The organism is Atlantibacter subterraneus (assembly GCF_007570865.1).
Lineage (GTDB): Bacteria > Pseudomonadota > Gammaproteobacteria > Enterobacterales > Enterobacteriaceae > Atlantibacter > Atlantibacter subterraneus.
In genome coordinates, this window is the sequence record NZ_VLPS01000005.1 from 158,899 (window position 1) to 182,022 (window position 23,124).

19 protein-coding genes and 1 riboswitch are annotated in these 23,124 nt (G+C 56.0%); of the genes, 12 read left to right on the forward strand and 7 right to left on the reverse strand.

The features are described from left to right. Positions 1–244: 244 nt before the first annotated feature. From cra to leuO, 4 genes are all read right to left on the reverse strand, one after another. Positions 245–1,249, reverse strand: a complete 1,005-nt coding sequence (cra, locus tag FND52_RS10590) for a catabolite repressor/activator (protein ID WP_125293201.1) — start codon at positions 1,247–1,249, stop codon at positions 245–247. Between the two features lie 176 nt (positions 1,250–1,425). Continuing rightward, the gene (gene ilvN / locus FND52_RS10595; RefSeq protein ID WP_125293200.1) at positions 1,426–1,917 is read right to left on the reverse strand and encodes an acetolactate synthase small subunit; all 492 of its coding nucleotides are present in this window, start codon (positions 1,915–1,917) and stop codon (positions 1,426–1,428) included. A gap of 2 nt (positions 1,918–1,919) precedes the next feature. After that, on the reverse strand, positions 1,920–3,644 hold the full coding sequence (gene ilvI, locus FND52_RS10600) for an acetolactate synthase 3 large subunit (RefSeq protein ID WP_144131004.1): 1,725 nt from the start codon (positions 3,642–3,644) through the stop codon (positions 1,920–1,922). 395 nt (positions 3,645–4,039) lie between these two features. Beyond that, a complete protein-coding gene (leuO, locus tag FND52_RS10605; protein WP_125293198.1) occupies positions 4,040–4,984 on the reverse strand; it encodes a transcriptional regulator LeuO in 945 nt (314 codons plus the stop codon). A 611-nt stretch (positions 4,985–5,595) separates the two neighbouring features. On the opposite strand from leuO, the gene leuL reads away from it, so the two are divergent. From leuL to leuD, 5 genes are all read left to right on the forward strand, one after another. After that, positions 5,596–5,679 (forward strand): leu operon leader peptide, encoded by an 84-nt coding sequence (gene leuL, locus FND52_RS22100; RefSeq protein WP_121497546.1) that lies wholly within the window; start codon positions 5,596–5,598, stop codon positions 5,677–5,679. Between the two features lie 95 nt (positions 5,680–5,774). Next, on the forward strand, positions 5,775–7,346 hold the full coding sequence (gene leuA, locus FND52_RS10615) for a 2-isopropylmalate synthase (protein WP_144130747.1): 1,572 nt from the start codon (positions 5,775–5,777) through the stop codon (positions 7,344–7,346). Then, positions 7,346–8,437, forward strand: a complete 1,092-nt coding sequence (gene leuB, locus FND52_RS10620) for a 3-isopropylmalate dehydrogenase (RefSeq protein ID WP_144130748.1) — start codon at positions 7,346–7,348, stop codon at positions 8,435–8,437. The genes leuA and leuB overlap by 1 nt, the downstream gene beginning before the upstream one ends. A 2-nt stretch (positions 8,438–8,439) precedes the next feature. Next, a complete protein-coding gene (gene leuC / locus FND52_RS10625; protein WP_144130749.1) occupies positions 8,440–9,840 on the forward strand; it encodes a 3-isopropylmalate dehydratase large subunit in 1,401 nt (466 codons plus the stop codon). A gap of 11 nt (positions 9,841–9,851) precedes the next feature. Then, positions 9,852–10,457: a 3-isopropylmalate dehydratase small subunit gene (gene leuD / locus FND52_RS10630; protein ID WP_125293194.1), complete on the forward strand. Its 606-nt coding sequence runs from the start codon at positions 9,852–9,854 to the stop codon at positions 10,455–10,457. Between the two features lie 33 nt (positions 10,458–10,490). On the opposite strand, the gene FND52_RS10635 is transcribed toward leuD, so the two are convergent. Continuing rightward, positions 10,491–11,669 (reverse strand): sugar efflux transporter, encoded by a 1,179-nt coding sequence (locus tag FND52_RS10635; protein ID WP_125293193.1) that lies wholly within the window; start codon positions 11,667–11,669, stop codon positions 10,491–10,493. A gap of 299 nt (positions 11,670–11,968) precedes the next feature. Between FND52_RS10635 and sgrR the strand changes: the two genes are divergently transcribed. The 4 genes from sgrR to thiQ all read left to right on the forward strand — a co-directional run bounded on the left by sgrR (position 11,969) and on the right by thiQ (position 17,049). Then, positions 11,969–13,630 carry an HTH-type transcriptional regulator SgrR gene (gene sgrR / locus FND52_RS10640; RefSeq protein ID WP_125293192.1) on the forward strand — a complete coding sequence of 554 codons (1,662 nt, stop codon included), beginning with the start codon at positions 11,969–11,971 and terminating at the stop codon, positions 13,628–13,630. Positions 13,631–13,665: 35 nt separating this feature from the next. After that, positions 13,666–13,765, forward strand: a riboswitch (TPP riboswitch). Between the two features lie 32 nt (positions 13,766–13,797). Beyond that, positions 13,798–14,781, forward strand: coding sequence for a thiamine ABC transporter substrate binding subunit (thiB, locus tag FND52_RS10645; RefSeq protein WP_144130750.1), 984 nt, complete (start codon positions 13,798–13,800; stop codon positions 14,779–14,781). Continuing rightward, complete coding sequence (thiP, locus tag FND52_RS10650; protein WP_144130751.1) at positions 14,757–16,367, forward strand: thiamine/thiamine pyrophosphate ABC transporter permease ThiP; 1,611 nt, start codon at positions 14,757–14,759, stop codon at positions 16,365–16,367. The genes thiB and thiP overlap by 25 nt, the downstream gene beginning before the upstream one ends. Next, a complete protein-coding gene (gene thiQ, locus FND52_RS10655) occupies positions 16,351–17,049 on the forward strand; it encodes a thiamine ABC transporter ATP-binding protein ThiQ (RefSeq protein WP_144130752.1) in 699 nt (232 codons plus the stop codon). Before thiP ends, thiQ begins: the two co-directional genes overlap by 17 nt. Here the strand turns inward: thiQ and FND52_RS10660 are convergent. Continuing rightward, the gene (locus FND52_RS10660; RefSeq protein WP_125293188.1) at positions 17,046–17,819 is read right to left on the reverse strand and encodes a DedA family protein; all 774 of its coding nucleotides are present in this window, start codon (positions 17,817–17,819) and stop codon (positions 17,046–17,048) included. The genes thiQ and FND52_RS10660 overlap by 4 nt on opposite strands. A 123-nt stretch (positions 17,820–17,942) precedes the next feature. After that, positions 17,943–18,794: an arabinose operon transcriptional regulator AraC gene (araC, locus tag FND52_RS10665; protein ID WP_125293187.1), complete on the reverse strand. Its 852-nt coding sequence runs from the start codon at positions 18,792–18,794 to the stop codon at positions 17,943–17,945. A gap of 339 nt (positions 18,795–19,133) precedes the next feature. On the opposite strand from araC, the gene araB reads away from it, so the two are divergent. The 3 genes from araB to araD are packed head-to-tail and all read left to right on the forward strand — an operon-like array spanning position 19,134 to position 23,108. Continuing rightward, positions 19,134–20,840 carry a ribulokinase gene (araB, locus tag FND52_RS10670; RefSeq protein WP_144130753.1) on the forward strand — a complete coding sequence of 569 codons (1,707 nt, stop codon included), beginning with the start codon at positions 19,134–19,136 and terminating at the stop codon, positions 20,838–20,840. Between the two features lie 10 nt (positions 20,841–20,850). After that, entirely contained in the window at positions 20,851–22,353 is a 1,503-nt protein-coding gene (araA, locus tag FND52_RS10675; protein ID WP_144130754.1) for an L-arabinose isomerase, read from the forward strand. A gap of 59 nt (positions 22,354–22,412) precedes the next feature. Then, a complete protein-coding gene (gene araD, locus FND52_RS10680; protein WP_125293184.1) occupies positions 22,413–23,108 on the forward strand; it encodes an L-ribulose-5-phosphate 4-epimerase in 696 nt (231 codons plus the stop codon). The last annotated feature ends 16 nt before the right edge of the window (positions 23,109–23,124 follow it).

Here is a 23,124-nt window from a genome sequence, read left to right on the forward strand (position 1 = left end):
CAGCAGCACATGGCCTGCATAAAGGAGGTTCAGGGGTGGCAGGCCGTAAGAATAAAGTTATTTATCGGCAGGTTATTGTAGGATACATGTTACAAAATGATTCAAAAGAAATATTAATTTACTGCTTCACGGATATTAATCCTCCGTTTGAAGCTGATTATTAATAATTTAAGAAATACGTACGATCTGTACGGAATAGTCTGAATATTTAAAAAAGGCAGCCTGCGCTGCCTTTATCTGAAAATTAACGGCGGCTAAGACTGCCGCGTTTATACAAATTACGTCTTATACGCGTTAGCCCCGGTTTCGGTTTACGCGGCTCGTCAAGGCTGGCGAGCACCAGTTCCAGTACGCGCTCCGCCACATCACGATGACGCTGCGCTACTGCCAGTACCGGGCATTGCAGGAAATCGAGCAGCTCATTATCCCCGAAGGTCGCGATGGCCAAATCGGTCGGCAAACGTCCTTCGCGCTTCAACGTCACATCCATCACCCCTTGCAGTAAAGCAAAGGAGGTGGTGAACAGCGCTTGGGGCATCGGGTGCGTTTCCAGCCATTTTTCGAAAAGCTGCGCCGCGGCTTCTCTTTCATAGCTGTTGGCATACAGATAATGCACTTCCCGGGGATCGTCTTTCCACGCGGCGCGAAAACCCTGCTCGCGTAAAAAACTGACCGACAGTTCCGGCAGCGCGCCCATATACAGTACGGTTTGCGCCGGGAATTGACGCAATTCGTCAGCCAGCATTTCCGCATCGTCCTGATCGGCACCCACCACGCTGGTGAAGTGTTCGCGATCTAACGCGCGATCCAGCGCGACGATGGGGAACGAATTATTAGCCCAGCGTTGGTAGAACGGATGCTCAGGCGGCAGAGAGGTGGAAACGATAATAGCGTCAACCTGACGCTGTAACAGATGCTCAATACAGCGCATCTCGTTATCAGGCTGATCTTCCGAGCAGGCAATCAACAGTTGATAGCCGCGCTGACGAGCCTGGCGCTCAAGATAATTGGCAATACGCGTGTAGCTGGTGTTTTCCAGATCGGGGATCACTAAACCGATTGAGCGCGTTCTGCCTGCGCGCAATCCCGCCGCCACCGCGTTTGGGTGGTAGTTATGCTCACGCACGACCGCCATCACTTTTTCGACAGTTTTATCGCTTACGCGATACTGTCGGGCTTTTCCATTAATGACGTAGCTCGCCGTTGTGCGCGATACCCCTGCCAGTCGCGCGATTTCATCCAGTTTCACAATTGCCCCTTAGTGAATGACATACTCCATAGCCTTATTAGGGTTATAGCAAAATCCATAACATCTAAACGCAGAATAATACCCTGAGCAACTGCTTTTGCGCGCTCTTGCTGGCGTCCAGGCAAAAAAAAGCCCGGTGAGACATGCCGGGCTGGTTTAAATATTTAACTTTTACACTAACGCATAATCTTATCGCCGCGCGACAGCCCAACCACACCGGAGCGGGCAACTTCGACGATTTTCGCCACATCGCGGATGGTAGCGAGGAATGCGTCCAGCTTATCGCTGGTGCCTGCCAGCTGCACGGTATACATCGAAGGCGTTACATCAATAATAGAACCGCGGAAGATCTCGGTGTTGCGTTTGACCTCATCACGGCCATAGCCGCTGGCCTGAATCTTCACCAGCATGATTTCACGCTCGACGTGCGCGCCCTGCCCCAGTTCGTTCACGCGCAGCACGTCCACCAGCTTGTGCAGCTGCTTTTCGATCTGCTCAAGCACTTTGGCATCGCCCACCGTCTGGATGGTCATGCGCGACAGGGTAGGATCTTCCGTCGGCGCAACGGTGAGGCTTTCAATGTTATAGCCGCGTTGGGAGAACAACCCAATCACCCGTGACAGCGCGCCTGATTCGTTTTCCAGTAACACAGATAGTATCCGGCGCATGCTTATGTCCTCTCCGTTTTGCTTAACCACATTTCATCCATTCCGCCACCACGAATATGCATCGGATAAACGTGCTCGGTGCCATCGACGGTCACATCGACAAACACAAGGCGGTTATTGCGCACCTGTTCCAGGGCTTCGCTTAATTTGCTTTCCAGCTCATCGGGGCGGGTAATATTGATACCCACATGCCCGTAGGCCTGCGCAAGGCGGGCAAAGTCCGGCAGCGACTCCATATAGGATTGTGAATGGCGGCCAGAATAGATCATGTCCTGCCACTGCTTCACCATACCGAGATAGCGGTTATTCAGATTCAATACCAGCACCGGTAATTCATATTGCAACGCGGTAGACAGCTCCTGAATGTTCATCTGGATGCTGCCATCCCCGGTCACGCAAATCACCATCTCATTCGGCAGGGCGAGCTTAACGCCCAGCGCCGCAGGTAAACCAAATCCCATGGTGCCGAGACCGCCGGAGTTAATCCAACGGCGCGGTTTATCGAACGTATAATAAAGTGCCGCAAACATCTGATGCTGGCCAACGTCAGACGTGACGTAGGCATCGCCTTGGGTTAAACGGTGGATCGTCTCGATGACTGCCTGAGGCTTAATACTTTCACCGGAAGTGTTGTAACTCAGACACTTGCGCGCACGCCAGCCCTCAATTTGCTGCCACCAGTCGCGGATATCATCCAGCGCCTGAGCGTTTTCTTCCTGTTCCAGCAATTCCAGCATTTGTTCCAGCACCAGCCCCGCATCACCCACGATAGGAATATCTGCTGATACCGTTTTAGAGATTGATGCCGGGTCGATATCAATATGCAGCACCGTGGCATTCGGGCAGTACTTCGCCAGATTGTTGGTGGTGCGATCGTCAAAACGCACCCCGACGGCAAAAATCACATCAGAATGGTGCATCGTCATATTGGCTTCGTAGGTGCCATGCATACCCAACATGCCTAAAGACTGACGATGCGACCCAGGAAACGCACCCAGGCCCATTAATGAAGAGGTGACCGGCAAATTAAGCTTTTCTACCAGACGGCGCAGCGGCGCGTCGCAAGCGGAGTTGATCGCCCCGCCGCCAACGTACAGAACCGGTTTTTTCGCGGCCAGCAATGTTTGTAGCGCGCGTTTGATTTGGCCTTTATGTCCCTGAGTGGTGGGATTATAAGAGCGCATACTGACGGAGTCGGGCCAGACATACGGCATCTTCTTCGCCGGGTTGAGAATATCTTTTGGTAAATCGACGACAACCGGGCCGGGACGACCGCTGGCGGCCAGCCAAAAAGCTTTCTTCAGTACGGTCGGGATATCTTCGGTTTGCTTAACAAGGAAGCTATGCTTCACCACCGGGCGGGAAATCCCCACCATGTCGCATTCCTGGAAAGAGTCATAACCGATAAGCGATGTCGCCACCTGTCCGGAGAGCACAACTAAAGGAATTGAATCCATATAGGCAGTCGCGATACCCGTAATAGCATTGGTCGCCCCAGGACCCGATGTCACCAGTACGACACCCACCTCGCCAGTAGCTCGCGCCAGGCCATCCGCCATGTGTACAGCAGCTTGTTCATGCCGCACCAGTATATGGTCAATCCCGCCAATCGTATGCAGCGCGTCATAGATATCCAGCACGGCCCCGCCGGGGTAGCCGAATACCTGTTTCACGCCCTGATCGATCAGCGATTGCACCACCATCTCGGCTCCAGACAACATCTCCATCATTTGCCTCCAGGCTTTTATTTTCTGTCAACGGTGGAAATCATGTTCTCGCCGTTGTGAATGCAGGCGCGAAACGCCTGACGTCGCAATGAGCTTTTTTCTTTCGCATAACATAACCGCTCGGGATCGGGCAGGCAATTGACCCTCGTTGCTGCTCGTATAACGCCTTTTTTCCACCATGAACGGTCAAAACAGGTGTAATAGCGTGATAGCTCTGGAAGAAGCGGTTGTCATAGCGGGATATTTTATAAGGGGTGGAGATTACAGTGAGAGATCAAGGAAAGCGGTAAGGGATAGCTGATGCCAAAGCCTGGAAATCAAAACAGAACAAATCACTATTATTGATGTGAAAATTAGTAAAACCGAACGGTTGCCCATCCGGTTTATCGACAATTTTATTTCTTACAAATTTTGATCAGCAACTCTTCCATCCACTGATGGCCTTTGTCGCGCCCCGCCGCTTCGTGCCAGGAGAGATAGCAGGTGCGGCGATCGATCTCTAATGGCAGCGGCAGAACATCCAGGCTCAATGTTGAAACAAATTCTTCTGCCAACCAGCGAGGCGCGATGGCAACCAGATTGGTTTGAGAAACAACATTCAGAACGCTGGTCATTGCCATTCCCTGATAGGCAATAATGCTCTGTTTTTCGGTCGTATCATACCAGGGAGCGCTAAATGAACCGAAACGTTCTAATGCCACCACGGCATGCTGTTCGCGATAAACGCCTTGCTCATTAGTCAAATCTTTCTTACGGGGATGTGATTTACTGCACACCAACACCATTTCATCTTCAAATAAAGGTACGCAGGAGAATTCAGGCCGACGAAAAACATCGTAGCTGATCACAAATTCCGTTTCCTGATAGCGTAACTGGTGCTCAATATTTTGATTTAATGATGACTTAAATGCCAGGTGTATATTTGGGGCAATGTTCGTCACGCTATTATAAATAATTGACGTTAAGAGATTATCTAACGGGCTACAGACGCAGAGATTAAATAAGCGTTCGCTGCTGAGAGGTTCGAATCCGGACCCCGGCAGTTCATTTTGTACTAACTGCAACGCCTGACGGATGGAACCAAAAAGCTGACATGCCCGCATGGTAGGCTGAATACCCCGGCCATAACGAACAAAAAGTTCATCATTAAACATAAGCTTAAGCCGCGAAACCGCATTACTGACCGCGGGTTGAGACATACCCAACAAGTGCGCTGCGCGAGTAATATTCTGCTCCTGCATTACCGCATCAAAGACAGTCAATAAATTAAGGTCCACCGAACGCAATTGCGGCTTTAACCCATCACCCGTGGGCAAATGGTTAAGATGATTATCAGGCATAAACCACTCCATTGGTACATTATCGTCTTACCCTGGCAACATCATTGAACCACTTTTCGTTGCAAGCTCAGGAAAAAGGACGTCATTATTCACTTTCATTAATTAACGCTGGGATAGTTTACGATTGCACCACCGCTATCATATAGCGATCAACGTTAACACATTGGGTTTTGCTACAGACGACAATCAAAACATAAACTTTGAAAATTCTCAATAATTCACCCGGTGAATTATGATTTTAGGATTATTAAAATATTCTGTCATTAACATCCAGAGTACTTCAACACGTCTTTAACATCTTTATTTGCTGGCACGTTTTTTTCAGCTTAACTGGGGTTGATTTTTAATAATTGTTATTAAATTAAATATAAGAAAATTCATCTTATTGACCATCTGAATTGTTAGACAAGCCGCAGACAAGATGAAGAAAATCTGATCTCATGAATAGATACAATAATTTTTTAATTGGCGCGGTTTTTAGCACATTACGCTAAATATAAATTTAAACATAGCTGCGCCCTATCGATGGAGGGTCCATGAAAGAAAGGTTGACACTCCTCCATGAATCAAGTACCACTAAAAGCATCTTAACGCATTCAGGGGCTTGATAAATGATTCGCACTGTTCGCCTACTCGGTCTACTACTACTCAACGCATCTCTGCGCGGTAGACTGTTGGGCGGCATTCAGCGATAGGTTGAATCAGGCCACAAGAGAAAACGAACCCGCGCACTGCGCGGGTTTTTTTATGCTCGTCGCAGGCGCAGAAAACTGACATAAGGACCGTATTCATGAGCCAGCAAGTCATTATTTTCGATACAACATTACGTGATGGTGAACAAGCGTTGCAGGCCAGCCTGAGCGTGAAAGAGAAGCTGCAAGTTGCCCTGGCCCTGGAACGTATGGGTATTGATGTAATGGAAGTTGGCTTTCCGGTCTCTTCACCGGGTGATTTCGAATCCGTCCAGACCATCGCCCGGAATGTGAAAAACAGCCGCGTCTGCGCCCTGGCGCGCTGTGTGGAAAAAGACATCGACGTGGCGGCAGAGTCCCTGCGCGTTGCCGAAGCATTCCGTATTCATACCTTTATCGCGACGTCACCCATGCATATCGCGACTAAGCTGCGCAGCACGCTGGATGAAGTGATTGAACGCGCAGTTTATATGGTGAAGCGCGCACGTAATTATACCGATGACGTCGAGTTTTCCTGTGAAGATGCAGGCCGCACCCCCATTGAAGACCTGGCTCGCGTGGTTGAAGCTGCCATTAACGCCGGCGCAAAAACCATTAATATTCCTGACACCGTGGGCTACACCCTGCCCTTCGAATTCAGCAACATTATTACCGGCCTGTACCAGCGCGTACCGAACATCGATAAAGCAATCATTTCCGTCCATACCCATGACGATTTAGGCATGGCGGTCGGCAACGCGCTGGCAGCGGTGAACGCGGGCGCGCGCCAGGTTGAAGGCACCCTGAACGGCATCGGCGAGCGCGCCGGCAACTGCGCGCTGGAAGAGGTCATCATGGGGATAAAATTGCGCCAGAACCTGTTGAACGTCCATACCAACATCCATCACCAGGAAATCTGGCGCACCAGCCAGACCGTCAGCCAGATTTGCAACATGCCAATCCCGGCCAACAAAGCGGTGGTCGGCAGCGGTGCCTTCGCCCACTCCTCCGGTATCCATCAGGATGGCGTACTGAAAAATCGCGAAAACTACGAAATCATGACGCCGGAATCCATCGGCCTGAACCAGATTCAGTTGAACCTGACTTCCCGCTCTGGCCGTGCCGCCGTGAAGCACCGTATGGAAGAGATGGGTTATCACGAAGGGGATTACAACCTGGACAACCTGTACGACGCCTTCCTGAAGCTGGCGGACAAAAAAGGCCAGGTATTTGATTACGATTTAGAAGCGCTGGCGTTCATTAATAAGCAGCAGGAAGAGCCGGAGCATTACCGTCTGGACTACTTCAGCGTGCAGTCCGGTTCGAACGCTATGGCGACCGCATCCGTGAAGCTGATTTGCGGCGATGAAGAGAAAGCCGAAGCCGCCAACGGCAACGGCCCGGTAGATGCAGTATACCAGGCGATCAACCGCATCACCGAATACGACATCGAACTGGTGAACTACCAGTTGGGTGCCAAAGGCCAGGGCAAAAACGCGCTGGGCCAGGTGGATATCGTAGTGAACTATAACGGTCGCCGCTTCCACGGCGTGGGCCTGGCAACGGACATCGTCGAGTCCTCCGCCAAAGCCATGGTACACGTTCTGAACAATATCTGGCGCGCCGCTGAAGTCGAAAAAGAATTACAACGCAAAGCTCATAACAAAGAACACAATCAGGAAACCGTGTGATGTCGAAAAATTATCATATTGCAGTTTTGCCGGGCGACGGTATTGGCCCGGAAGTGATGGCGCAAGCCCTGAAAGTACTGGATGCCGTGCGTAGCCGTTTCGATATGCGTATTTCCACCAGCCACTACGATGTGGGCGGCGTGGCAATTGACCGTCACGGCAACCCGCTGCCGCAGGCCACGGTGGAAGGCTGTGAGCAGGCCGATGCGATTTTATTCGGCTCGGTGGGCGGCCCGAAATGGGAGCATCTGCCGCCTGCTCAGCAGCCGGAGCGCGGCGCGCTGCTGCCGCTGCGTAAACACTTCAAGCTGTTCAGCAATCTGCGTCCGGCAAAACTGTACCAGGGGCTGGAAGAATTTTGCCCGCTGCGCGCCGATATCGCCGCCAACGGCTTCGACATCCTGTGCGTACGCGAGCTGACCGGCGGCATTTATTTTGGCCAGCCGAAAGGCCGCGAAGGCCAGGGCATGCACGAGAAAGCCTTTGATACCGAGGTGTATCACCGTTTCGAGATCGAACGCATCGCGCGCATCGCCTTTGAATCGGCCCGCAAGCGCCGTAAAAAAGTGACCTCGATTGATAAAGCCAACGTGTTGCAAACCTCGCTGCTGTGGCGCGAAATCGTCAATGAAATCGCTAATGATTACCCGGACGTGTCGCTGTCGCACATGTATATCGACAACGCCACCATGCAGCTGATTAAAGACCCGTCCCAGTTCGACGTGCTGCTGTGCTCCAACCTGTTCGGCGACATTCTGTCTGACGAATGCGCGATGATCACCGGCTCGATGGGCATGCTGCCCTCCGCCAGCCTGAACGAACAGGGTTTCGGCCTGTATGAACCGGCGGGCGGCTCTGCGCCGGACATCGCCGGGAAAAACATCGCCAACCCGATTGCCCAGATCCTGTCGCTGGCGCTGTTGCTGCGTTACAGCCTGGACGCAGGCGACGCCGCCGATGCCATTGAACGCGCCATCAACCGCGCGCTGGAAGAAGGTGTACGCACCAGCGACCTGGCGCGCGGCGACCAGGCAACCAGTACTGATGAAATGGGCGATATCATTGCCCGCTATGTCGCCGAAGGGGTGTAATCATGGCCAGCACGCTGTACCAAAAATTATTCGATGCCCACGTGGTGTATGAAGCAAAAGACGAAACGCCGCTGCTGTACATCGACCGCCATCTGGTGCATGAAGTAACGTCCCCGCAGGCGTTCGACGGTTTGCGCGCTCATGGTCGCCCGGTGCGCCAGCCGCGCAAAACCTTTGCTACCATGGATCACAACGTCTCGACGCAGACCAAAGACATCAACGCCTCGGGCGAAATGGCGCGCATCCAGATGCAGGAGTTGATTAAGAACTGCAATGAATTCGGCGTCGAGTTATATGACCTGAACCACCCTTACCAGGGTATCGTGCACGTGATGGGCCCGGAGCAAGGCATCACCCTGCCCGGCATGACCATCGTATGCGGCGACTCCCACACCGCCACCCACGGCGCATTCGGCGCGCTGGCGTTCGGTATCGGCACCTCGGAAGTAGAACACGTTCTGGCGACCCAGACCCTGAAACAGGGCCGCGCCAAAACCATGAAGATTGAAGTCAAAGGCAGCGCCGCGCCGGGCATTACCGCCAAAGACATCGTGCTGGCGATTATCGGTAAAACCGGTAGCGCAGGCGGCACCGGGCATGTGGTGGAATTCTGCGGTGACGCGATTGCGGCGTTGAGCATGGAAGGCCGAATGACCCTGTGCAACATGGCGATTGAGATGGGCGCTAAAGCGGGCCTGGTCGCGCCGGATGAAACCACGTTCAACTATGTGAAAGGCCGTCTGCACGCGCCGAAAGGCAAAGATTTTGACGATGCCGTCGAGTACTGGAAAACCTTCAAAACCGATCCTGACGCGGTGTTCGATACGGTGGTCACCCTGGATGCCGCCGACATCGCGCCGCAAGTGACCTGGGGCACCAACCCCGGTCAGGTGATTTCGGTGACCGATCGCGTACCGGAACCGGCCTCCTTTGCCGATCCGGTTGAGCGCGCCTCGGCGGAAAAAGCGCTGGCCTATATGGGCCTGCAGCCTGGCGTACCGTTGACCGAAGTGGCGATTGATAAAGTGTTTATCGGCTCCTGCACCAACTCGCGGATTGAAGATCTGCGCGCCGCGGCGGAAATCGCCAAAGGGCGTAAAGTCGCGCCGGGCGTTCAGGCGCTGGTCGTGCCGGGCTCCGGTCCGGTGAAAGCGCAGGCGGAAGCCGAAGGTCTGGATAAGATCTTTATCGAAGCTGGTTTTGAATGGCGCTTGCCGGGCTGCTCAATGTGCCTGGCAATGAACAACGACCGTCTGAATCCGGGCGAGCGCTGCGCCTCTACCAGCAACCGTAACTTTGAAGGCCGTCAGGGCCGAGGTGGCCGCACTCACCTGGTCAGCCCGGCGATGGCGGCAGCAGCAGCGGTAACCGGTCATTTCGCCGATATCCGCACACTGAAATAAGGAGCATCACCATGGCAGAAAAATTTACTCAACATACCGGCCTGGTGGTTCCACTGGATGCGGCCAACGTCGATACCGACGCGATTATCCCGAAGCAGTTTCTGCAAAAGGTCACCCGTACCGGCTTTGGCGCGCACCTGTTTAACGACTGGCGTTTTCTCGACGACAAAGGCGAAGTGCCGAACCCGGAATTTGTGCTGAATTTCCCGGAATACCAGGGCGCATCGATTCTGCTGGCGCGAGAAAACTTCGGCTGCGGTTCGTCCCGTGAACACGCGCCGTGGGCGCTGACCGATTACGGCTTTAAAGTGGTGATCGCCCCGAGCTTCGCGGATATTTTCTATGGCAACAGCTTCAACAACCAGCTGCTGCCGGTGAAGCTGAGCGATGAAGAAGTCGATGAGCTGTTTGCACTTGTGCAGGCTAATCCCGGCATCCGCTTTGAAGTGGATCTGGAAGCGCAGGAAGTCAAAGCGGGCGACAAGCGGTATGCCTTCACGTTGGACGCGTTCCGCCGTCACTGCATGCTGAACGGTCTGGACAGCATCGGCCTGACCTTGCAGCACGAAGACGCGATTTCCGCCTACGAGCAGCGCCAGCCGACGTTTATGAACTAAATAAAGATGCCGGGCGCAATGCCCGGCATCTTTTTAGACGTCTTTTACCCGCGATGTAATCAGCAGAGTAAAAATCCCCATTCCCGCTACCGCCCAGTACACCGCGTAATGCCCAAAACTTTCCACCAGCGCGCCCTGAATCACCCCCGCCAGGATCACCCCGGTTGAGATACTGTTGGTAAACAGCGTAGTGGCCGAACCCGCCCGCCCCGGCATCAGGTCCTGAAACCAGATCATGCCGATCGCCGCGATAATCCCGATAAACACCGCATTAAAAATTTGCAGCATCAGCAGCGCCCGCTGGCTCTGGAACAGCAGCAGGCCGATATAGAACAGAATGGCGGAGACCACCGCCAGCAGCATAATCCGCCGCTTGCCGACGCGCTTCACATAGTAGCCCGCCAGCAGCATCACCGGGATCTCCAGCCCGGCGGCGGTGCCCATCAGCACGCCTGCCAGCTTATCCGGAAGGCCCAGCTCGCTGCTGATCCACAGCGGCATATCAATAAAATACATGGTGTTGCAGGTCCACATCAGCACCGAGGCGATAAACAGCAGCCGCACGTTTTTATCCTGCCAGCCGCTCACCTGGGTTAGCGCCATGTCGGTTTGCAGCGTTTCGCGCGGCACCGACGGCAGCGCCAGCGCGATCACCCCCAGGCTCAGTAAGAAGATAAACCCGGCAAACAGGAACATGGCGGTGAAGCCGTAATTGAGCGCCAGCAAAAACGCCAGTGGCGGCCCGATTACCCATGCCAGCGACAGCTGCGCACGCATCACCGAGCTGAACATCACCGCTTCACGCGCCGAGCTGTCGGCATATTCCCGCGCCAGCGCAAACAGCTGCGGCATGGTGGTATTGGCCAATGCCGACAGCAGCACCCCGGCGGTGATCAGCGTCAGGTAATGGCGGGTAAAAGCAAACAATACGCAGTTGGCAATCGCCATCAGGCAGCAGAACATTATCAGCTTGCGCCGGTCGCCCTGGGCATCAGAACGCTTCGCCAGCCACAGGCTCACCACAATCCCGGCCAGGGCGTTTACGGTATAAAACAGCCCCACCCAGAACGGACGCACGTCCACTTCCCGGCTTAAAAACAGGCTCAGCGTCGGGGCCTGCAATGCGCTGGCGACGCCCACCATAAAGGCGACGCCCATAAACGCCATATAGACCCAGTTCAACCGGCGACTGCGTGTTAAAAACCACTGCATAAGGTGCATCCTTTCGTTAGGGGGATGGAAAGCATAAACGAAAAAAGCCAGCAGTTAAAAAACCGCTGGCGGGTGAAAAACACCAATACTCAGTCACACTTGATGTCTGCAATGCGCCGGGAACAACCGAACGCGCTTCAGGACCTTGTCGCACTGCCACGGGCCAGCGGCAACACCACAACGCTTCTCCCCTAAAACCGCGCTCATCACGGCGGAATCATCACTTTCATCAGGGCAAATTATTGGCTTAATATAGGGAAAGAAAAATTGATGCGTTTCGCTACAGGAGTTCCCCTTTTATGTCTTCTGCCCGGCTCCAACAACAATTTATCCGTTTGTGGCAATGCTGTGATGGAAAGCCGCAGGAGACCACGCTGAATGAACTGGCCGAGCTGTTGAACTGCTCGCGTCGCCATATGCGCACGCTGCTAAATGCGATGCAGCAAAAGGGCTGGCTGACGTGGGACGCCGAGGCGGGCCGGGGCAAACGCTCGAAGCTGGCGTTCCTGTATACCGGGCTTGCGCTTCAGCAGCAGCGCGCCGAAGACCTACTGGAGCAGGATCGCATCGATCAACTGGTGCAGATTGTCGGCGATAAAGCCGCCGTGCGCCAGATGCTGATTTCCCACCTTGGTCGCAGCTTCCGCCAGGGGCGCCATATCCTGCGTATCCTCTATTATCGGCCTTTAAAAAACCTGCTGCCGGGCAGCGCGTTACGCCGTTCAGAGACCCATATCGTCCGGCAGATCTTTAGCGGCCTGACGCGTATAAATGAGGAAAACGGGGAAATCGAAGCCGACATCGCCCATCACTGGCAGCAGATTGGTCCACTGCACTGGCGCTTCTTTTTGCGGCCCGGCATCCATTTTCATCATGGTCGCGAGCTGGATATGCTGGATGTGATTAGCTCGCTCCAGCGCATCAACACCCTGCCGCTCTATTCGCACATTACCCGCATCGAATCCCCTACTGCCTGGACGCTGGATCTTCATCTTGCCCAGCCGGATCGCTGGCTACCGTGGCTAATGGGCAGCGTCGCGGCGATGATCCTGCCGCGCGAATGGCCGTCGATGAATAACTTCTCCAGCCGTCCGGTGGGCACTGGCCCCTACGCCGTGGTGCGCAACAATAATAACCAGCTTAAGATCCACGCCTTTGATGATTACTTCGGCTATCGGGCGCTGATCGACGAAGTCAATTTCTGGGTGCTTCCGGATCTTGGCGATGAGTTAAGTAGCGGCGTACATCTGGAATCCTCAGCCGAAGGCGAGGAAAAAGCGGTAGAGAGCCGTCTCGAAGAGGGCTGCTATTATCTGCTGTACGATCAGCGATCCCCGCGCGGCGCGCTGCCGCAGGTGAAAAGCTGGCTCAGCCACGTGCTGTCGCCGGTGAATCTGCTGTGGCGGGCCAGTGAACAGCATCAGCGCTACTGGTTCCCGGCATACGGTCTGCTGCCGCGCTGGCACCATACCCACCCTTCCACCGCCAGCGAAAAGCCCGCCGGGCTGGAAACGCTGACGCTAACTTTTTATCGCGAACACATCGAACATCGGGTGATCGCCGAGATCATGGCGTCGATCCTGGCGGAGCATCACGTGAAGCTGGATATTCAGGAAGTGGACTATGATGAGTGGCATCGCGGGGAAATCGTCAGCGATATCTGGCTAAACAGCGCCAACTTCACCCTGCCGCTGGAGTTCTCACTGTTTGCGCACCTGTTTGAAACGCCGCTGATGCAGCACTGCGTGCCCATCGACTGGCAGGCAGACGCGCAACGCTGGCAGGCAGGGGAACTGAATCATGCGCTGTGGTGCCAGCAACTGCTTGAACAGCAGGCGATTTTGCCGCTGATCCACCACTGGCTGATGATCCAGGGCCAGCGCAGTATGCGCGGTGTGCGGATGAACACCCTCGGCTGGTTTGATTTTAAATCCGCCTGGTTTGCGCCGCCGGAGCCATAATTCTTTTAAATATTCACCAAATCATTACAATACGACCGTTCTCAACGGGGTGCCGCAGCAAACTGCGCGCTGAGATAATACCCGTCGAACCTGATCCGGATAACGCCGGCGAAGGGATTTGAGGCTGCCTGCTCAAAATCCTTTGCCACTTCCTTTTGAGGTGCAAAGTGTTCAAAAAATTTCTGCCGTTACTGGTCCTCGCGACCGCCCCGGTTTTTGCTAAGCCAGCGCTTACCGTCTACACCTACGACTCCTTCTCCGCCGACTGGGGTCCTGGCCCGAAAGTCAAAGCCGCGTTTGAAAAAGAGTGCGACTGCGAACTCAAATTCGTGGCGCTGGAAGACGGCGTCTCGCTGCTGAACCGTCTGCGGATGGAAGGCAAAAACAGTAAAGCCGATGTGATCCTCGGGCTGGATAACAACCTGCTGGAAGCGGCGACGCAAACCGGCCTGTTCGCCAAAAGCGGCGTTAAAAACGATAGCGTAAAGGTGCCGGGCGGCTGGCAAAACGGCACCTTCGTGCCGTTTGATTACGGCTATTTCGCCTTTGTCTATGACAAAACCAAACTGGCGAATCCGCCAAAAAGCCTGAAGGAGCTGGTGGAAAGCGATCAAAAATGGCGGGTGATTTACCAGGATCCGCGCACCAGTACGCCGGGTCTTGGCCTGCTGCTGTGGATGCAAAAAGTGTATGGCGATAACGCGCCGGAGGCCTGGAAAAAGCTGGCGGCGAAAACCGTTACGGTTACTAAAGGCTGGAGCGAAGCCTACGGCCTGTTCCAGAAAGGCGAAAGCGATCTGGTGCTGAGCTACACCACCTCTCCGGCGTACCACATCATCGAAGAGAAAAAGGATCAATACGCCGCCGCAAACTTCAGCGAAGGCCACTATTTGCAGGTGGAAGTCGCCGGGCGGCTGGCCAGCAGCAAACAGCCGGAGCTGGCGCAAAAATTCCTGACCTTTATGGTTTCTCCGGCGTTCCAGAACACCATCGCCACTGGCAACTGGATGTATCCGGTGACCGACGTCGCGCTGCCGCAGGGCTTTGACCAGCTCACCAAACCGCAAACCACCTTGCAGTTCACTCCGCAGGAAGTCGCGTCCCAGCGCGCAAACTGGATTAATACATGGCTGCGCGCCGTCAGCCGCTAATTCCGGGCTGGCTGTGGCCGGGCGTTATCGCCGCGCTGATCATGGTGGCGGTGGCGCTGGCGGCCTTTAGCGCGCTGTGGTTCAGTGCGCCGCCCTCCAGCGGCGCAGGCTTCTGGCAGGACAGCTATCTCTGGCACGTGGTGCGCTTCTCGTTCTGGCAGGCACTGCTCTCCGCGCTGCTGTCGGTTATCCCCGCGATTCCCCTCGCCCGCGCCCTGTACCGGCGGCGTTTCCCTGGCCGTCAGGCGCTGCTACGCCTGTGCGCGATGACGTTGATTCTACCCGTGCTGGTCGCGGTGTTCGGCCTGCTCAGCGTTTACGGGCGCACCGGCTGGCTGGCGGCGCTGTGGGCGCACTTGGGGCTGGAATGGACTTTCTCCCCTTACGGCTTGCAGGGCATTTTGCTGGCCCACGTCTTTTTTAATATGCCGATGGCGACCCGTCTGCTACTGCAAACCCTTGAGCAAATCCCCGGCGAGCAGCGCCAGATTGCCGCCCAGTTGGGAATGCGCGGCTGGCACTTTTTCCGGCTGGTGGAGTGGCCCTGGATCCGCCGCCAGCTCCCGTCGGTCGCGGCGCTGATCTTTATGCTTTGCTTCGCCAGCTTCGCCACGGTGCTGTCGCTGGGTGGCGGGCCGCAGGCGACCACCATCGAACTGGCCATCTACCAGGCGCTGAGTTTTGATTACGATCCGGCGCGCGCCGCGCTGCTGGCGCTGATCCAGATGACCTGCTGTCTGGGGCTGGTACTGCTGAGCCAGCGCCTAGGCAAAGCCATCGCGCCGGGTGTTAATCAGATCCAGGGCTGGCGCGATCCGCAGGACAGCTGGCGCAGCAGGTTAACCGATGGGCTGCTGATCGGCCTGGCGCTACTGCTGATGCTGCCGCCGCTGATGGCGGTGGTCGTTGATGGCCTGCAGGGCGATATCCTGCGGGTGCTGTCGCAATCTATTCTGTGGGATGCACTCTGGACCTCGCTGCGCATCGCGCTGGGTGCCGGGCTGCTGTGCGTCACCCTGACTATGATGCTGCTGTGGAGCGGGCGCGAGCTGCATCTGCGCCAGCGGCGGCTGGCGGCGCAGAGTCTGGAGCTTAGCGGCATGCTGATTCTGGCCATGCCGGGCATTGTGCTGGCGACGGGTTTCTTCCTGCTGCTCAATAACACGATCGGATTGCCGGAATCGGCGGATGCCATTGTGATTTTCACTAACGCGCTGATGGCGGTACCTTACGCCCAAAAAGTACTGGATAACCCGATGCGCGACATCGCGTTACGTTACGGCCCGCTGTGTCAGTCGCTGGATATTTGTGGAATTAACCGCCTGAAAATCATCGAGCTAAAGGCGCTGAAGAAGCCGATTGCCCAGGCGATGGCCTTTGCCAGCGTGCTGTCGATAGGCGATTTCGGCGTCGTGGCGCTGTTCGGCAACGATAACTTCCGCACGCTGCCCTATTACCTGTATCAGCAGATTGGTGCGTATCGCAGCGACGACGGGGCGGTGACCGCGCTGTTGCTGCTGTTGCTCTGTTTTGCGCTTTTTACGGTCATTGAAAAACTGGCGGGACGACATGCTAACGCTCACTGATGTAACCTGGCTTTACCACCATCTGCCGATGCGTTTCTCCTTTCACGCCGACGCGGGCGAACGGATCGCCATCCTTGGGCCAAGCGGTGCCGGGAAAAGCACCCTGCTGAATTTGATTGCCGGATTCCTGAGCCCGGCAAGCGGGCGGATTGAACTTAACGGCGGTGAGCACACCCGCACACCGCCCGCGCAGCGCCCGGTGTCGATGCTGTTTCAGGAAAACAATCTGTTTAACCACCTCACGGTGCGCCAGAATATCGGGCTGGGATTGCATCCGGGGCTGAAGCTCAACGACGCGCAGCGTGAAGAGATCAATTCGCTGGCCGGGAAAATGGGGCTGACCGAGCTGCTGGATCGCCTGCCGGGAGAGCTGTCCGGCGGGCAGCGGCAGCGGGCGGCGCTGGCGCGCTGTCTGATCCGTCAGCAGCCGATTTTGCTGCTGGACGAGCCTTTCTCGGCGCTTGATCCGGCGCTGCGCCAGGAGATGCTCCAGCTTCTGAGCACCCTGTGCCGCGAGCGCAATATGACGTTGCTGATGGTGTCGCACAGCCTGGAGGATGCGCTCAGCATTGCGCCGCGCAGCCTGGTGGTGCGCGATGGCCGCATCATCTGGGATGGAGCCACCGCCACGTTACTGGAAGGCAACAGCGACGCCTCGGCGCTGCTGGGCATCCAGCGTTAAAAACCGGAAATCACTTTCCAGAGGATGGACCGGTACACCGGCATCAGCGGATGGTTGAGGATGGCGATTAACGCCCCCACTGCCACCACGCTGACCAGCGGCGCGACCCACATCAATCTGCCGCGCGGCAGCCACTGCACCAGTTTATCGCTGGGATTGGCTTTGGCGCTGCGCCAGAGCCGCCAGCACAGCCATACCGCCAGCCACAGCAGCAGCGCCACGCCGAGCAGCATCCACTTAAACGCGCCGCTTTGCTGATCCGCCGGGATATCAATGGCAGCACCGGCGAGAATACCGGGCAGGAAATAGCACGGCGGCCAGAACAGGCAGCCAATCAGGTTCGGTGGCAGGAATTTGAGCGCCGGGAGATCGAGCATCCCGGCAACCATCGGCACCAGCGGTCGCGTCGGCCCGACAAAGCGCCCCACCAGGATGGTGAACATACTGTGTTGATGCAGCGCGTGTTCGGTTTTATCCAACAGCGCTTTGTTTTTCTTGAGGAAGGACCAGCGGTGCAGCGGTTTTTTAAAGCGCCAGCCCAGCCAGAACGAGATCCAGTCGCCCAGCATACAGCCGACAATTCCCGCTGCCCAGGCCTCATAGAAATTGACTTCGCCGCTGCCGATCAGCGCGCCAAGACCGGCCATCATCACCGTGCCAGGCAGCAGCAACCCAACCAGCGCCAGCGATTCCAGAAACGCCACCAGCGCAACCGCAATCAGAGAATAAGTGACTGATTGGGTAATAAAATGATCCAGGAATGCTTCCATAAAGGTTCCGGTAAAATAACGAGGGAGCGATTCTCCCTGGCACCCTGACTATCGTCAAGACATCATTACTCTATATAGCCTACCGGTTATGACATTCACAGAATCATTAAGTTTTGGTTTAAGTTAGCTCGACTCGCATCCGGCGCGAAACTCGCTCGGGCTGGCCCCGGTGCATTTCTTGAATACCCGGGAAAAATAGAGCTGATCCTCAAAACCGACATTGCGGCCCACGGTGGCGATAGGCATCCGCGTGGTGCTCAGCAACAGCTTCGCCTGGCTGATGCGCTGATCCTCGCGCCAGCTCAGAACGCTGACGCCAAGCTGCTGGCGGAACAGGTGCGACAGGCGCGACTGCGACAGACAGACATGCTGCGCGACGCCTGCGATATCAAAATGGCTGTCGGCTAAATGATCGCTGATGTACTGGCAGGCATCCCGGACGCGGCTATCGAGCGGCGCTTTCATCGACTCGCTGATCGCCTCGACGCGCCGTAAAAATAGCTGCTCCAGCAGGTTAATCGCCAGCAGCTCCGAGTAGCGCCCCTCTCGCTGGGAAGCATCGATAATTTGCTGAAACAGCGTGGAGAAGGCCGCTTGCTCGCCCTCGGCGGGACGGTAATAGCCGGTCTGGGCGAAGATTGACGGCCAACTGAGCCACTCCTGCCAGTAGGCGCGCGGACGGAAGTATACCCACTGGTGATACCACTCTTTGGCCTGCGGGCTGCGCCCATAGTGATGAATTTCACCCGGCGGGAACAGCAGCATATCCCCTGGCTTGCAGATGAACTCCTTACCGTTGTTCTTGACGACCCCTTCCCCGCGAATGGTGAGGTTGAGGATGTAGCCTTTCATGCCAAGTGGACGATCGACAAAAAAATCGAGGTGGCCCTCGGCGTCAATGGGCGTCAATCCCGCCACCAGGTGCGCATTAAATGAATACCCCGGCAACAGGGGATCGTTTTGCGTTTCAGCCATAGTAAATCGTGCTCCACCATCGGTGGGAAGAGACCATTTGTCCATATCTTACGACACTCCTGAAAATTGGGAATTTCCGAAGCCATGAACCACAATAACCCACTTCACCACCGGATTTGAACCTAAAAACTCATCAAGATAACCGCTCACATCAGGCTTTTCGCTTGATAACCAAAGTGTCTATAACCGCAACAGAATTGTCCACATCTATTATTTGCGTGAGGTCACAAATCAGCAAGGCATAGCACTTTAATCCATAAGATAAGCCAAATACACCTGACGCTTTTTTCTCCGGAAATCTAATGTCACTGCATGTTTATTTATCCATGGAGTGAAAAAATGGCCATTGCGCTGGGACTCGACTTTGGCAGCGACTCGGTTCGCGCCTTAGCGGTTGATTGCACCTCGGGCGCTGAACTCGCCACCAGTGTGGAATGGTATCCGCGCTGGCAGGCCGGGCAGTTCTGTAACGCCGCACGTAACCAATTCCGCCACCATCCCCTTGATTACATTGAATCCATGGAAGCCGCGCTTAAAAGCGTGCTTGACCAGTTAGGCGCAGATAAACGCCAACAGGTGGTGGGTATCGGCGTTGATACCACGGGCTCCACGCCCGCGCCGATTGATGCCGAGGGCAATGTGCTGGCGCTGAATCCTGGCTTCGCCGATAACCCGAATGCCATGTTCGTGCTGTGGAAAGATCACACGGCGGTCGAAGAAGCCGAAGCCATCACCCGCCTGTGCCACCAGCCGGATAAAATCGATTACTCCCGCTACATCGGCGGGGTGTATTCCAGCGAATGGTTCTGGGCAAAAATCCTGCACGTGACCCGTCAGGACGCCGCCGTTGCCAAAGCCGCCAGCTCGTGGATTGAACTGTGTGACTGGATCCCGGCGCTGCTTTCCGGCACCACCGCCCCGGCGGCTATTCGCCGTGGACGCTGTAGCGCAGGCCATAAATCCCTGTGGCATGAGAGCTGGGGCGGTTTGCCGCCGGCCAGCTTCTTCGACGAACTCGATCCAATCATCAGCCAGAATCTTGAACTGCCGCTGTTTACCGATACCTGGACCGCCGACGTGCCGGTGGGCACCCTGACGGCAGACTGGGCCGCGCGCCTTGGCCTGCCGGAAAGCGTCACCATCAGCGGCGGCGCGTTTGACTGCCATATGGGCGCGGTCGGTGCCAATGCTCAGCCAAACGCGCTGGTGAAAGTGATCGGCACCTCCACCTGCGACATCCTGATTGCCGACAAAGACGCCGTTGGCGACCGCGCCGTTAAAGGGATATGCGGACAGGTAGACGGCAGCGTGGTACCCGATTTTGTCGGTATGGAAGCGGGTCAGTCGGCATTCGGCGATATGTACGCCTGGTTTGGCCGCGTGCTGAGCTGGCCGCTGGATCGCCTTGCCGAGCAGCATCCGGAACTGAAAACCCAAATCAGCGAAAGCAAAAAAGCACTGCTGCCTGCCCTCACCGCTGACTGGGCGAAACAGCCGTCGCTCGATCATCTACCGGTGATCCTCGACTGGTTCAACGGTCGCCGCACGCCGTTCGCCAACCAGCGCCTGAAAGGCGTGATCACCGACGTGAATCTCGCCACCGACGCACCGCTGCTGTTTGGCGGGCTGATCGCCTCTACCGCCTTTGGCGCACGCGCGATTATGGAGTGCTTCACTGAGCAGGGCATTCCGGTTAATGAGGTCGTGGCGCTGGGCGGCATCGCCCGTAAAAACCCGGTGATCATGCAAGTGTGCTGCGATGTGCTGAACCGTCCGCTGCAAATTGTCGGCTCCGATCAATGCTGTGCGTTGGGCGCGGCCATTTTCGCCGCCGTCGCCGCAGGCGTGTATGACGATATCCCGCAGGCGCAGCAGGCTATGGCAAGCGAGATGGAAAAAACCCTCCAGCCGGACCCGGCCACCGCCGCGCGCTTTGAGGAGCTGTATCGCCGCTATCAACGCTGGTGCGAGAGCGCCGAGCTTCACTATTCCCCCTCTGACACGGCCCAGCCTTCTGATGCAGACCGTGCAGCCCTGACGCTTTAAGGACAAGACAATGACAGCCTTTAGTAAATACGAAGTATGGTTTGTAATCGGCAGCCAGCATCTTTATGGCCCGGAAACGCTGCGCCAGGTGACGCAACACGCCCAGCAGGTGGTGGATTCACTGAACAGCGAAGCCAAACTGCCGTGCAAACTGGTGCTGAAACCGCTCGGTACCTCCCCGGACGAAATCACCGCTATCTGCCGCGACGCTAACTATCACGATAACTGCGCCGGGATGATGGTATGGCTGCACACCTTCTCGCCAGCCAAAATGTGGATTAACGGCCTGAGCATCCTGAACAAGCCGCTGCTGCAATTCCATACCCAGTTCAATGCCCAGATCCCGTGGGACAGCATTGATATGGACTTTATGAACCTGAACCAGACCGCGCACGGCGGCCGCGAGTTCGGCTTTATCGGCGCGCGTATGCGTCAGCAGCACAGCGTCGTGACCGGCTACTGGAAAGATCCGCAAGCCCACCAGCGCATCGGCTCCTGGATGCGCCAGGCGGTCTCTAAACAGGAAACTCGCCATCTGAAAGTGGTGCGTTTCGGCGATAACATGCGCGAAGTAGCGGTGACCGACGGCGATAAAGTCGCGGCGCAGATCAAATTCGGCTTCTCGGTGAATACCTGGGGCGTGGGCGATCTGGTGGCGGTAGTTAACGAAATCAGCAACGGCGACGTGAGCGCGCTGGTCGACGAATATGAAAGCACCTACCGCCTGACCCCAGCGGCGCAGGTCAACGGCGACAAACGCCAGAATGTGATTGATGCGGCGCGTATCGAACTCGGCATGAAACGCTTCCTTGAGCAGGGCGGTTTCCACGCGTTCACCACGACCTTTGAAGACCTACATGGCCTGAAACAACTGCCGGGCCTGGCGGTACAGCGCCTGATGCAGCAGGGTTACGGCTTTGCGGGCGAAGGCGACTGGAAAACCGCGGCGCTGCTGCGCATCATGAAAGTGATGTCCGGCGGGCTGAACGGCGGCACCTCATTTATGGAGGATTACACCTACAACTTCGAGTTCGGCAACGACATGGTGCTGGGTTCCCATATGCTCGAAGTATGCCCGTCCATCGCCACCGATGAAAAACCGATCCTCGACGTGCAATACCTGGGCATCGGCGGCAAAGACGATCCGGCGCGCCTGATTTTCTCCAGCAAAACCGGTCCGGGCCTGAATGCCAGCCTGATCGATCTGGGCGATCGTTTCCGCCTGCTGGTCAACTGCGTGGATACCGTTGAAGCGCCGCACGCGCTGCCGAAACTGCCTGTGGCCAACGCGCTGTGGAAAGCACAGCCGGATCTGACCACCGCCTCTGAAGCCTGGATCCTGGCGGGCGGCGCGCACCATACCGTATTCAGCCACGCGTTGACTCTCGACGATATGCGCCTGTTCGCAGAACTGAACGACATCGAACTGGCCGTTATCGACAACGACACCCGCCTGCCTGCGTTCAAAGATGCGCTGCGCTGGAATGAGGTTTACTACGGCTTTAAACGCTAATCACAGGGGAACCTTTGGCCAGCCCATGCGGCTGGCCCCTTTTTTAGCGGAGGATAACGATGTTAGAAGATCTGAAACGTCAGGTGCTGGAAGCCAACCTTGCGCTCCCGGCCCACAATCTGGTTACCCTGACCTGGGGCAACGTCAGCGCCGTCTGCCGCGAGCAGGGCGTGTTTATCATTAAGCCGTCCGGGGTAGATTATTCCGTGATGACCGCCGAGGATATGGTGGTGGTCAGTATCGAAACCGGTGAAGTCGTCGAGGGTAACAAGAAACCCTCTTCCGATACGCCGACCCACCGCCTGCTGTACCAACAGTTCCCTGATATTGGCGGCATTGTGCATACCCACTCCCGCCACGCCACCATCTGGGCGCAGGCCGGGAAAAGCATTCCGGCGACGGGCACCACCCATGCCGACTATTTCTACGGCGCAATCCCCTGCACCCGCAAAATGACCGATGACGAAATCAACGGCGAATATGAGTGGGATACCGGAACGGTGATCGTCGAAACCTTCCGCGAACTGGGCATTGAAGCCAAACAGATGCCCGGCGTGCTGGTGCATTCCCATGGTCCGTTTGCCTGGGGTAAAGACGCCATGGATGCCGTGCATAACGCCATCGTGATGGAAGAAGTGGCCTATATGGGCATTTTCTGCCGCCAGCTCACCCCTGACCTGCCGCCAATGCAGCAAACGCTGCTGGATAAACACTATCTGCGTAAGCATGGCGCGAAAGCGTATTACGGGCAGTAAACCGGTTAACACTGTA

Bases quoted from the DNA above. Each gene is read 5' to 3' on its own strand.
- leuB (WP_144130748.1), top strand. From the start codon at position 7,346: ATGTCGAAAAATTATCATATTGCAGTTTTGCCGGGCGACGGTATTGGC.
- leuC (WP_144130749.1), top strand. From the start codon at position 8,440: ATGGCCAGCACGCTGTACCAAAAATTATTCGATGCCCACGTGGTGTAT.
- leuL (WP_121497546.1), top strand. From the start codon at position 5,596: ATGATTCGCACTGTTCGCCTACTCGGTCTACTACTACTCAACGCATCT.
- leuD (WP_125293194.1), top strand. From the start codon at position 9,852: ATGGCAGAAAAATTTACTCAACATACCGGCCTGGTGGTTCCACTGGAT.
- ilvI (WP_144131004.1), bottom strand. From the start codon at position 3,644: ATGGAGATGTTGTCTGGAGCCGAGATGGTGGTGCAATCGCTGATCGAT.
- sgrR (WP_125293192.1), top strand. From the start codon at position 11,969: ATGTCTTCTGCCCGGCTCCAACAACAATTTATCCGTTTGTGGCAATGC.
- araB (WP_144130753.1), top strand. From the start codon at position 19,134: ATGGCCATTGCGCTGGGACTCGACTTTGGCAGCGACTCGGTTCGCGCC.
- ilvN (WP_125293200.1), bottom strand. From the start codon at position 1,917: ATGCGCCGGATACTATCTGTGTTACTGGAAAACGAATCAGGCGCGCTG.
- thiQ (WP_144130752.1), top strand. From the start codon at position 16,351: ATGCTAACGCTCACTGATGTAACCTGGCTTTACCACCATCTGCCGATG.
- araD (WP_125293184.1), top strand. From the start codon at position 22,413: ATGTTAGAAGATCTGAAACGTCAGGTGCTGGAAGCCAACCTTGCGCTC.
- leuA (WP_144130747.1), top strand. From the start codon at position 5,775: ATGAGCCAGCAAGTCATTATTTTCGATACAACATTACGTGATGGTGAA.
- FND52_RS10635 (WP_125293193.1), bottom strand. From the start codon at position 11,669: ATGCAGTGGTTTTTAACACGCAGTCGCCGGTTGAACTGGGTCTATATG.
- leuO (WP_125293198.1), bottom strand. From the start codon at position 4,984: ATGCCTGATAATCATCTTAACCATTTGCCCACGGGTGATGGGTTAAAG.
- araC (WP_125293187.1), bottom strand. From the start codon at position 18,794: ATGGCTGAAACGCAAAACGATCCCCTGTTGCCGGGGTATTCATTTAAT.
- FND52_RS10660 (WP_125293188.1), bottom strand. From the start codon at position 17,819: ATGGAAGCATTCCTGGATCATTTTATTACCCAATCAGTCACTTATTCT.
- thiP (WP_144130751.1), top strand. From the start codon at position 14,757: ATGGCTGCGCGCCGTCAGCCGCTAATTCCGGGCTGGCTGTGGCCGGGC.
- araA (WP_144130754.1), top strand. From the start codon at position 20,851: ATGACAGCCTTTAGTAAATACGAAGTATGGTTTGTAATCGGCAGCCAG.